Consider the following 10,731-nt stretch of genomic DNA (forward strand, 5'->3'; position numbering starts at 1 on the left):
GCCGGCCTGGCCCCCACGCTCCCTCACTTCGTGTGGTCGCTGCCCCCCGGGGGGGCCGCAGGCCGCCTTGGGGCGGCCCAGCGCCGGCCTGGCCCCCACGCTCCCTCACTTCGTGTGGTCGCTGCCCCCCGGGGGGGCCGCAGGCCGCCTTGGGGCGGCCCGGCGCCGGCCTGGCCCCGGCGGGTGCGCTGCGGCCGCGATCCATCAATGCCCCGATGCGCCCGAAGCCCCGAGTCCGGTTTCCGAGCGCACCTGCTGCGCCGGGAAGGCGGCCCGCTCCTGCTGCGCCTGCCGGCTGCGGTCGGTGATCGAGAAGAACCAGATGCCGACGAAGGCCAGCGTCATCGAGAACAGCGCCGGCGAGGCATAGGGGAACCAGGCCGAACCCACCGGATGGCCCAGCGTGGCCTCCCACACCGACGGCGAGACGATGGTCAGCGCCACCGAGGACACCAGCCCCAGCGAGCCGCCGACGACCGCGCCGCGCGTGGTGCAATCCTTCCAGAGCACCGACATGAACAGCACCGGGAAGTTGGCCGAGGCCGCCACCGCGAAGGCCAGCGACACCATGAAGGCGATGTTCTGCTTCTCGAAGGCGATGCCCAGCAGCACCGCGACGATGCCCAGCGCCACCGTGGTGATGCGCGACACCTTGAGCTCCGCCCGGCTGTCGGCCTTGCCCTTCTTGATCAGCGTCGCATAGACATCGTGCGACACCGCCGAGGCGCCCGACAGCGTCAGGCCCGCCACCACCGCCAGGATGGTGGCGAAGGCCACCGCCGAGATGAAGCCGAAGAAAACATTGCCGCCGACCGACTTGGCCACCAGCACCGCCGCCATGTTGGCTGCCCCGCCGCCGCCCTTGATGGTGCCGGTCGCGACGTCGGCGAACTCGGGGTTGGTCAGCACCAGTGTGATGGCGCCGAAGCCGATGATGAAGATCAGCAGGTAGAAGTAGCCGATCCAGGTGGTGGCCCAGAACACCGACTTGCGCGCCTGCTTGGCATCGGGCACCGTGAAGAAGCGCATCAGGATGTGCGGCAGTCCGGCGGTGCCGAACATCAGCGCGATGCCGAAGGAGATGGCCGAGATCGGGTCCTTCACGAAGCCGCCCGGGCCCATGATGCCGAGCCCTATCGCCGCGGCCTCCGCCGGGCTCTTGCCGCCATTGGCCGCGATCTTCGTGCGCACCTCGACCGATTTGGCGAACAGCGCCTCGGGGCTGAAATTGAAGGCCGCCAGCACCATCAGCGCCATGAAGCTCACGCCGGCCAGCAGCAGCACCGCCTTGATGATCTGCACCCAGGTGGTGGCGGTCATGCCGCCGAACAGCACGTAGACCATCATCAGCGCGCCCACGATCACCACCGCCACCCAGTAGTCGAGCCCGAACAGCAGCTTGATCAGCTGGCCGGCGCCCACCATCTGGGCGATCAGGTAGAAGGCCACCACCACCAGCGTGCCCGAGGCCGCGAAGGCGCGGATCGGTCCGGGCCGGAAGCGGTAGCCGGCGACATCGGCGAAGGTGAACTTGCCCAGGTTGCGCAGCCGCTCGGCCATCAGGAAGGTGATGACCGGCCAGCCGACCAGGAAGCCGATGGAGTAGATCAGCCCGTCGTAGCCGGTGGCCATCACCGCCGCCGAGATGCCGAGGAAGGAAGCCGCCGACATGTAGTCGCCGGCGATCGCCAGGCCGTTCTGGAAGCCGGTGATGCCGCCGCCGGCGGTGTAGAAGTCGGCCGCCGACTTGGTCTTGGAGGCGGCCCACTTGGTGATCCACAGTGTCAGCAGCACGAAGCCCGAGAACATCGCGATCGCGATCCAGTTGGTCGGCTGCTTGGCGGCCTGGCCGAGATCGGCACCGGCCGCCGAGGCCAGGGTGCAGGCGCCGCCCAGCAGCGCGGCAACGGTGAGGTGGCGGGCTTTCATCGCGTGGCCTCGCGAATGATCTCGGCCGTGAGGCGATCGAACTCGCCGTTGGCGCGGCGAATGTAGAAGGCCGTGATCAGGATCGTGAAGACGATCACGCCGAGCCCGATCGGAATCCCGATGGTGGTCACGCCGCCGCCGATCGGCTGCGCGAGGAAGGGCTTGTTGAACGCGATCAGCGCGATGTAGCCGTAATACACCACCATCATCAGCGCCGTGAGCCACCAGCCGAAGCGGTTTCGCTTGCGTCGCAGCTCGAGGTACTTGGGGTTCGACTGGATCTTCTCCACCACGGGGTCGCTCATGATTGGTCTCCTGGACATCGGTCGGGATGATTCTGGGATGAGGCCTGCGCGTGCGGGGCGCGATGCAATCATTCGTCACATTGCGATGCAATGCGAGGCGAATGCCGCTGGTTCACTCCCTTCACTCCCAGCTGACATTCGCCGCGAACAGGTAGCCCGCGCCGTACACGGTCTTGATGATCGCCGGATCGTGCGGATCCCGCTCGATCTTTCTGCGCAGGCGCGAAATTCGCACGTCGATGCTGCGGTCGGTCGGCAGCAGGTCGCGCGCGCCCATGAGCTGCTCGCGCGTGAGGATCTGGTGCGGGCGCTCGACGAAGCAGCGCAGGACCTGGGTCTCGGCCGTGCCCAGCAGGTGCTCGGTGCCGTCGGGCGCGCGCAGCACGTTGGCCGCGCAGTCGATGCGCCAGCCCAGGAAGGAGGCGTAGCGCCGCTGGCCGGTGGCCTGCCCCGGCGCCAGGCTGCGGCGTCGCAGGATGCTGCGCACCCGCGCCACCAGCTCGCGCGCCTCGAAGGGCTTGGTGACATAGTCGTCGCCGCCGAGTTCCAGCCCCATCACGCGGTCGGCCGGATGGCCGCGGCCCGTGAGGATCAGCACGCCCGCATTCGATGCCGCGGTGATGCGCCGCATGAGGTCGATGCCGTCCATGTCGGGCAGGCCGAGGTCGACGATGCAGAGGTCGGGCTTCTCGACCTGCAGCCGCCGAAGCACGCTCGCGCCGTTCGAGAAGCCCTCGCAGTTGAAACCGAACTCGCCGAGCGTGGAGAGCACCAGCCGGGCCACGGCCGGGTCGTCCTCGACCACGAAGACCAGCGACGGCGGTGTCGCCTCGTCGGTGGCCGAACGGTGGGTCAGGCCTGCGCTTCGGTACTCGGTCATCTCACGCCCTCCTGGATCGCCTGCGCCAGCTGTGCCGTGCTGAAGGGCTTGGTCAGCATCGGGAAATCCGTCTGCAGCGACAGGTCGCCCGGCGCATAGCCGCTCATCAGCACCACGGCGCGCGCCCGGCCGCCCTCGCGCGCCGCGCGCGCCACCGCGCGGCCGTCGATGCCGCCCGCCATCACGACGTCGGACAGCAGCAGCGCGATGTCCGGCGTGTGTTCGAGCAGGCTCAGCGCGGCGGCGCCGTCGTCGGCTTCCAGCACCGAATAGCCCAGTTCCAGCAGGCTGCGCCGGATCACGCGTCGCACCTGCGCGTCGTCATCCACCAGCAGCGCCAACCCCATCGACGCGGCCGGGCGCCCGGCGGCTTCGCCGTCGGCGTCGGCCGCGCCGTCGGCCGGCGAGGGTTCGGCGGCCGGCAGCCACACCGAGACCGTGGTGCCGCGCCCGGGCGCACTCTGCACATCGATGGCGCCGCCCGACTGCTTGATGAAGCCGTAGACCACCGCCATGCCGAGCCCGGTGCCGCGGCCCGGATGCTTGGTGGTGAAGAAGGGGTCGAACAGGTGCGCCAAGGTGTCGGCATCCATGCCGGCGCCGTCGTCCTCGACCTCGATGCACACGCAGTCGCCCGCGGACAGCTGCAGCGGAGTGGCCTCCGCGGCGTCGAGATGGGCGCGGCGCGCACGCAGCGTGATGCGGCCTTCGGGACCGGTGGCGTCGCGGGCATTGAGCACCAGGTTCAACAGCGCCTGCTCGAGCAGCGTGGCATCGATCCAGGTCCACAGCGGCACCTCGCCGACGTCGATGTCGAGGCGCAGGGTTTCCGGCAGCGAGCGCCGCACCAATCGGGCGACGGTGTCGACCAGCGCGCCCACGTGCACCGCCGCCGCCTGCAGCGGCTGGCGCCGCGCGAAGCTCAGCAGGCCCCGCACCAGGTCGGCGCCGCGGCGCGCGGCGTCGAGCGCCGGCTGCACGTACTCGCCAAGCGCCGGATCGGCGGGCCGGGCCTCCGCCAGCGCCGCCAGGTTGCCGATCACGACCGTCAGGATGTTGTTGAAGTCGTGCGCCAGGCCGCCGGTCAGGCGACCCAGCGATTCGAGCTTCTGGGCCCGTGCCAGCAGTGCCTGCGAGCGACGCTCCTGCGTCATGTCGAAGGTCAGCTCGAAGCAGCCGACGACGGCGCCCTCGGCGCTGCGCTGCGGAACCAGCGAGGTGCGCACCCACAGCCGGCGCCCGTCGCAGGTCTGGAGTTCGTACTCCAGGCTCTGCGTCTCGCCGGCGAGCGCGCGCAGCACCTGCGGCTTGATCCGCGCGTAGGCCGCATCGCCCAGGAAGACCCTGGCACTGACCGATTCGGGCCGCGTGGTGTCGACGCGGAACCAGTCGTGGTAGCCGCGGTTGAGGTAGCGGTAGACGCGCCGGTGGTCGAAATAGGCCACCAGCGCCGGGATCGAGTCCATGATCAGCCGCACCCGCTCTTCGCTGCGCTGCAGTTCGGTGGTGCGCGACGCCACCCGGTCCTCGAGTTCGGCGTTGTGGCGGCGGATGATCTGCTCGGCGCGGCGCTGCTCGGTGATGTCCGAATAGAGCGTCACGAAACCATGCCCCGGCACCGGCTCGCCGCGGATGCGCAGCACCCGCCCGTCGGGGCGCACCCGCTCGATCTCGTGCGGCGCGAAGTGGCGCGCAGCCGCCACCCGTTCGGCCACCAGCCGCTCCGGGTCGCCCGGACCGTACTCGCCGCGCCGGGCGTTGTAGCCGATGAAACTCTCGAAGGGCGCCCCGAGGTACGCCATTTCGTCCGTGAAGCCGAGCAGGCGGACGTAGGCGCGGTTCCACGCCACCAGGCGCAGGTCGCCGTCGAAGATCGACAGTCCCTGGTCCAGCAGGTCGAGCCCGGTCTGCAGCGTCAGATAGCGCTCCAGGGGGGCCGGCGCAGGCGCCGGCGCGCGGATCACCGGGGCCTCCCGCAGGGGCTGCAAACATTCGTCATCTTTGGATGTGTCTCCTGCAATGTTCGTCGGACATCCTATGGCTGTGAATTGTTGAACAGCTCGTCGCAGACAAGCATGACCTGCGTCAAACCGGACGCCTCACCTCAGGAGTACGCCATGGAACCGACCCTTTCCCCCGCAGCACCTCTCACGCTGTATGAACCCTCCGAGGCCACCGTGCGGCAGGCCCGGATCTCGGGCCGCGCCGCCTACGACCGGCTGGTCGCCGAGGCCGAGGCCGATCCCGAGGCCTACTGGGGACGGCTGGCGCGCGAACTCGTCACCTGGAAGAAACCCTTCACCCAGGTGCTGGACGCGCGCCGCGCGCCCTTCTTCGAGTGGTTCGCGGACGGCACGCTCAACGCCTCCTACAACTGCCTGGACCGCCACGTCGAGAGCGGCCTCGGCGAGAAGACCGCGATCGTCTTCGAGGCCGACGACGGCGCCGTGACGCGGATCAGCTACGAGGACCTGCTGGCGCGCGTCTGCCGCACCGCCAACGTGCTGAAGTCGCTGGGCGTGCGCCGCGGCGACCGGGTCGTGGTCTACATGGCGATGTCGATCGACGGCGTGGTGGCGATGCAGGCCTGCGCCCGCATCGGCGCCATCCACTCGGTGGTCTTCGGCGGCTTCTCGGCGCCCTCCCTGCGCGACCGCATCGCCGACACCGGCGCCGTGATGGTGCTCACCGCCGACCAGCAGGTCCGAGGCGGCAAGCAGCTGCCGCTGAAGGCGATCGTCGACGAGGCGCTCGGCCTGGGCGGCTGCGACAGCGTGCGCCACGTGCTGGTGACGCGCCGCACCGGCGGCGCGGTGCCCTTCCAGGCGCCGCGCGACCAGTGGATGGCCGAACTCGCGGCCGCGCAGCCGCCGGTGTGCGAACCCGAATGGGTGAACGCCGAGCACCCGCTGTTCCTGCTCTACACCTCGGGTTCCACCGGCAAGCCCAAGGGGGTGCAGCACGCCACCGGCGGCTACCTGCTGCATGCGGCGCTGACCTGCCAGTGGACCTTCGACCTCGGCCCCGACGACCTGTTCTGGTGCACCGCCGACATCGGCTGGGTGACCGGCCACACCTACATCGCCTACGGCCCGCTGGCGATCGGCGCGACGCAGGTGGTGTTCGAGGGCGTGCCCACCCACCCGGACGCCGGCCGCTTCTGGAAGATGATCCAGGACCACCGGGTCAGCGTCTTCTACACCGCCCCGACCGCGATCCGCTCATTGATCAAGCTGGCCGAGGCCAACGAAGCGGTGCATCCGCGCAACTACGACCTGAGCAGCCTGCGCATCCTCGGAACGGTCGGCGAGCCGATCAACCCGGCCGCCTGGGAGTGGTATCACCGGCATGTGGGCGGCGGCCGCTGCCCGGTGCTCGACACCTTCTGGCAGACCGAGACCGGCGGCCACATGATCACGCCGCTGCCCGGCGTGACGCCGCTGGTGCCGGGCTCCTGCACCCTGCCCTTCCCGGGCATCGACGCCGCCGTGGTGGACGAGGCCGGCAACGAGCTGCCCTGGGGCCAGGGCGGCATCCTGGTCGTCAGGAAGCCCTGGCCCTCGATGATCCGCACCATCTGGAACGACCCGGAACGCTTCAAGACCAGCTACTACCCGGACGAGTTCCAGGGCCGCTACTACCTGGCCGGCGACGGCGCGGTGCGCGACAGCAAGACCGGCTACTTCACGATCACCGGCCGCATCGACGACGTGCTCAACGTCAGCGGCCACCGCATGGGCACGATGGAGATCGAATCGGCCCTGGTGGCCATGACCGACCTGGTGGCCGAGGCCGCGGTGGTGGGCCGCCCGGACGACACCACGGGCGAGGCGGTCTGCGCCTTCGTGGTGCTCAAGCGCCCGCTGCCCACCGGCGACGAGGCACGGCGGATCGCCAACGAACTGCGCAATTGGGTGGGCAAGGAGATCGGCCCGATCGCCAAGCCGCGCGACATCCGCTTCGGCGACAACCTGCCGAAAACCCGCAGCGGAAAGATCATGCGCCGGTTGCTGCGCACGCTGGCCAAGGGCGAGGTGGTGACGCAGGACGTCAGCACGCTGGAGAACCCGGCCGTGCTCGAGCAGTTGGGCCAGCCCTACTAGGCCCCCACGCTCCCCCACTTCGTGTGGGTCGCTGCCCCCCGAGGGGGAAGCAGCAGGCCGCCCGTCCGTGCGAAGCGCGGACTTCGCCGCGCTGGCGGCCCGGCGCCGGCCTGATCAGCGCTGCGGCAGGTACGCCGTCGCTTCGACCTCGACCAGCACCTCGTCCCCGGGCAGGAAGCGCGACACCTCCACCACGGTGCTGACCGGCGGCTGGCCCGGGTAGAACAAGCCGCGCACCCGGTTGTACGGCGCGTAGTCGGGCAGGCGGCGGAAGTACTGGACCAGCTTGACCACGTCGTCCATCGTGCCGCCGTGCTCGGCCGCGATCTGGCGGATGCGCTCGAGCACGAACCAGCTCTGCGCCACGATCGCCGCCTCGAAGACGTCGACCGACATCTGGCCGGTGGCATAGCCGAGCGTGCGCAGGGCCGCGCGCGCCGCGTCGGGAATGTCCTCGTAGCTGGCCACGGCCCGCCGGGTCGACGGATCGACCGCGACCACGCCGCTCATGAAGACGAAGTCCCCGACGCGCTTGGCGGCCGCGTAGTTGGCCATCGGTTTGCCCATGCTCATTCGTTGTTCTCCAGGGCGCGGCCGGCGCGGATGACGGTGCGCCGTCGGCCGCGCGGGTCCAGCAGTTCGTATTCGTCGGTCGCGGCCAGCAGCACCAGGTCGGCCGGGCAGCCGGGTGCGATGCGTCCGTCCCAGTCCAGCCCCAGCGCCCGCGCCGGGCTCACGGTGATGGCGTCGAGCCAGTCGGCGGCCGGCGCGAGGTGCGCCATCTGCACGCCCAGGCCGAAGGTCTCGACCAGGTCGTAGCCGCCGTAAGGATAGAAGGCGTCCTTCACGTTGTCGGTCGCCAGGCTCGGTCGCAGGCCGTGCGCCGCGGCTTCGCGCAGGCGCGTGATGCCGCGCTGCACCGGGGTGCGGTCCCAGGCGCCCTGCAGGTAGAGGTTGGTGCTGGGCAAGGCGACCAGGTGGATGCCCGCCTGCGCGCACAGCGCCAGCGTGTCATTGGCGCCGGCGTCGTCCTGCACCGCCAGCGAGCAAGCGTGGCCGCAGGTCACGCGGCCGCGCAGGCCGCGGGCGATCGTGAGTTGCGCGATGGTGCGCAGGCCGGTCGCATCCGCGTCGAGCCCTTCGTCGACATGGAAGTCCAGCGCCAGGCCGTGCGCCTGCGCCAGGTCGAAGACCCGCCCGAGCTTGTGCACGATGCCTTCGTTGCGGTAGACGAAGGCGCCCAGCACGCCGCCCGCGCGCTTCACCGCCGACGCGGCGCGTTCGCCGGCATCGCCATCGGCGAACAGGTCGAGCGGCGTCAGCGCGACGAACTGCAGCTCGATGCGGCCGCGCCATTCATCGCGCAACTGCGCGAAGACCGCCAGCGAGACCGGCGCCTCGGCGCCGCTCCAGTCGAGATGCGTGCGCAGCGCGCGCGTGCCCGCGCGCCATGCTTCGTCCAGCGCGCGCTGCATGCGCGTGCGCAGCGTCTGCGCCGTCCAGCCCGCGCGATGCGCCGCCATGCGTTCGATCGCCGCGAACAGGTTGCCCTCGGCCGCGCCGGCCTCCCGCACCGTGTAGTTCTTGTCGATATGGGCATGGGCGTCGACCATCGCGCTCAGCAGGGTGCCGCGCGCCGGCTGCCGGCTCGGCGCGATGGCCGCGACCTGCGCGCCGGCCAGCGTGACATCGAAGACCTCGGCATCGCCCGCCGGGAACGCCCGCAGTCGCGGCGGGATGCGAACGGCTTCGAGCGTCAGGCGCGCCGTCATGCGCGCGACAAGCGCGGCAGGGACCGCAGCCAGCCGAGTCCGGCGGACGTGCCGTTGCCGACCGCGCCGCGTCGTGGCCGGTACTCGCAGCCGACCCAGCCCTGCCAGCCGCATTGGGCCGACACCTCGTCGATGACGTCGAACAGGTAGGCGTGGTTCAGCTCGCCGGCGTCAGGTTCGTTGCGATCGGGCACGCCGGCGATCTGGAAGTGGCCGACACGGCCGGTGGGCAGGTACTTGCGGATCTTCATCGCCACGTCGCCCTCGACGATCTGGCAGTGGTAGAGGTCCATCTGGACCTGCAGGTTGAGCGCGCCGACCGCTTCGACGATCTCGTGTGCATGGTCCTGCCGGTTCAGGAAGAACCGCGGGATGTCGCGCGTGTTGATCGGCTCGATCAGCAGGTCGCGTCCGGCCTTGGCCGCTTCGACCGCGGCCCAGCGCAGGTTGGCCAGATAGGTCGGCTGCACCGTCTCGCGATCGACGCCCTCGGGCAACAGGCCGGCCATGACATGAATGCGCGGGCAGTCCAGCGCGACCGCGTACTCGATCGCCTTGTGCAAGCCTTCGCGGAACTCGGCCTCGCGCCCGGGCAGGCAGGCCAGGCCGCGCTCGCCGCGCTCCCAGTCGCCCGGCGGCGCGTTGAACAGCACCTGCTGCAGTCCGTTGGCCGACAGCCGCGCCGACAACTCATGCGGCGCGCAGGCGTAGGGAAACAGGTACTCGACCGCGCGAAAGCCGTCCTTGGCGGCGGCTTCGAAGCGATCGAGAAAGTCGAGCTCCGGATAGAGCATCGAGAGATTGGCGGCGAATCGGGGCATGGGCGAGATGTTAAGACGCGATCAGGTCGACGAAGAGCCCGGCAGCGCGATGCCCGGGAAGATCTTGATCACCGCGCTGTCGTCTTCCTTGGCGAAGCCGGCGCTGGAGGCCTGCATGAACATCTGGTGCGCGGTGGAGGCGAGCGGCAGCGGAAACTTGCTGGCGCGCGCGGTGTCGAGCACCAGCCCGAGGTCCTTGACGAAGATGTCGACCGCCGACAGCGGCGTGTAGTCGCCCGCCAGCACGTGGGCCATGCGGTTCTCGAACATCCAGCTGTTGCCGGCGCTGTGGGTGATGACTTCGTAGAGCGCCTCGGGCGCCACGCCCTCGCGCAGGCCCAGCGCCATCGCCTCGGCCGCGGCCGCGATGTGCACGCCGGCCAGCAGCTGGTTGATGATCTTCACCTTGCTGCCTGCGCCGGCGCGGTCGCCCAGGCGGTAGACCTTGCCGGCCATCGCTTCGAGCACCGCGTCGGCGAGTGCATAGGCCTCGGGCCGGGCCGAGCTCATCACGGTCATCTGGCCGCTCGCGGCCTTGGCGGCGCCGCCGGAGATCGGCGCGTCGATGTACTGGATGCCGATCGCGTTCAGGCGCCCTTCCAAGGCGATCGACCAGTTGGGGTCGACGGTCGAGCACATCACGAACACGCTGCCGGGCTTCATCGCCGCGGCCGCGCCGCCCTCGCCGAACAGCACCGCTTCGGTCTGCGCGGCGTTGACCACCACCGAGATCACGACCTGGCAGGCAGCCGCCACCTGCGCCGGCGTGGCCCAGGCGACGCCGCCGGCCTCGGCGAAGCGCAGCGCCGCACCGGGGCGCGCGTCGCACACGTGCACTTCATGGCCGCGGTCGCGCAGCGTGGCGGCAATGCCTGCGCCCATGGCGCCCAGGCCGATAAGTCCTGCTTTTTTCATGAGAGG

General features: G+C 70.3%; 9 protein-coding genes. 1 reads left to right on the forward strand and 8 read right to left on the reverse strand.

The features are described 5' to 3' along the window. Nucleotides 1-204: 204 nt before the first annotated feature. From AC1D2O_RS15825 to AC1D2O_RS15840, 4 genes are all read right to left on the reverse strand, one after another. Nucleotides 205-1,929: a cation acetate symporter gene (locus AC1D2O_RS15825; RefSeq protein ID WP_478157417.1), complete on the reverse strand. Its 1,725-nt coding sequence runs from the start codon at nt 1,927-1,929 to the stop codon at nt 205-207. Beyond that, on the reverse strand, nt 1,926-2,234 hold the full coding sequence (locus AC1D2O_RS15830) for a DUF485 domain-containing protein (protein WP_442284308.1): 309 nt from the start codon (nt 2,232-2,234) through the stop codon (nt 1,926-1,928). The genes AC1D2O_RS15825 and AC1D2O_RS15830 overlap by 4 nt, the downstream gene beginning before the upstream one ends. Before the next feature lie 121 nt (nt 2,235-2,355). Further along, a complete protein-coding gene (locus AC1D2O_RS15835; protein ID WP_478093952.1) occupies nt 2,356-3,114 on the reverse strand; it encodes a response regulator transcription factor in 759 nt (252 codons plus the stop codon). Next, nucleotides 3,111-5,102, reverse strand: a complete 1,992-nt coding sequence (locus tag AC1D2O_RS15840) for a hybrid sensor histidine kinase/response regulator (protein ID WP_478157419.1) — start codon at nt 5,100-5,102, stop codon at nt 3,111-3,113. Before AC1D2O_RS15840 ends, AC1D2O_RS15835 begins: the two co-directional genes overlap by 4 nt. A 129-nt stretch (nt 5,103-5,231) precedes the next feature. Here AC1D2O_RS15840 and acs point away from each other — a divergent pair, with 129 nt between their 5' ends. Beyond that, on the forward strand, nt 5,232-7,217 hold the full coding sequence (gene acs, locus AC1D2O_RS15845) for an acetate--CoA ligase (RefSeq protein ID WP_478091873.1): 1,986 nt from the start codon (nt 5,232-5,234) through the stop codon (nt 7,215-7,217). Nucleotides 7,218-7,331: 114 nt separating this feature from the next. On the opposite strand, the gene AC1D2O_RS15850 is transcribed toward acs, so the two are convergent. The 4 genes from AC1D2O_RS15850 to ltnD are packed head-to-tail and all read right to left on the reverse strand — an operon-like array spanning nt 7,332 to nt 10,725. Beyond that, complete coding sequence (locus AC1D2O_RS15850; RefSeq protein WP_478091871.1) at nt 7,332-7,790, reverse strand: RidA family protein; 459 nt, start codon at nt 7,788-7,790, stop codon at nt 7,332-7,334. After that, nucleotides 7,787-8,989, reverse strand: coding sequence for an amidohydrolase family protein (locus AC1D2O_RS15855; protein WP_478157420.1), 1,203 nt, complete (start codon nt 8,987-8,989; stop codon nt 7,787-7,789). Before AC1D2O_RS15855 ends, AC1D2O_RS15850 begins: the two co-directional genes overlap by 4 nt. After that, nucleotides 8,986-9,810, reverse strand: coding sequence for a 2-oxo-tetronate isomerase (gene otnI, locus AC1D2O_RS15860; protein ID WP_478091867.1), 825 nt, complete (start codon nt 9,808-9,810; stop codon nt 8,986-8,988). Before otnI ends, AC1D2O_RS15855 begins: the two co-directional genes overlap by 4 nt. A 21-nt stretch (nt 9,811-9,831) precedes the next feature. After that, a complete protein-coding gene (gene ltnD / locus AC1D2O_RS15865) occupies nt 9,832-10,725 on the reverse strand; it encodes an L-threonate dehydrogenase (protein ID WP_478091865.1) in 894 nt (297 codons plus the stop codon). Between the last annotated feature and the right edge of the window lie 6 nt (nt 10,726-10,731).

It is taken from the genome of Variovorax sp. P1_G12 (genome assembly GCF_056405555.1).

Bases quoted from the DNA above. Each gene is read 5' to 3' on its own strand.
- AC1D2O_RS15825 (WP_478157417.1), bottom strand. From the start codon at position 1,929: ATGAAAGCCCGCCACCTCACCGTTGCCGCGCTGCTGGGCGGCGCCTGC.
- AC1D2O_RS15830 (WP_442284308.1), bottom strand. From the start codon at position 2,234: ATGAGCGACCCCGTGGTGGAGAAGATCCAGTCGAACCCCAAGTACCTC.
- AC1D2O_RS15835 (WP_478093952.1), bottom strand. From the start codon at position 3,114: ATGACCGAGTACCGAAGCGCAGGCCTGACCCACCGTTCGGCCACCGAC.
- acs (WP_478091873.1), top strand. From the start codon at position 5,232: ATGGAACCGACCCTTTCCCCCGCAGCACCTCTCACGCTGTATGAACCC.
- AC1D2O_RS15850 (WP_478091871.1), bottom strand. From the start codon at position 7,790: ATGAGCATGGGCAAACCGATGGCCAACTACGCGGCCGCCAAGCGCGTC.
- AC1D2O_RS15855 (WP_478157420.1), bottom strand. From the start codon at position 8,989: ATGACGGCGCGCCTGACGCTCGAAGCCGTTCGCATCCCGCCGCGACTG.
- otnI (WP_478091867.1), bottom strand. From the start codon at position 9,810: ATGCCCCGATTCGCCGCCAATCTCTCGATGCTCTATCCGGAGCTCGAC.
- ltnD (WP_478091865.1), bottom strand. From the start codon at position 10,725: ATGAAAAAAGCAGGACTTATCGGCCTGGGCGCCATGGGCGCAGGCATT.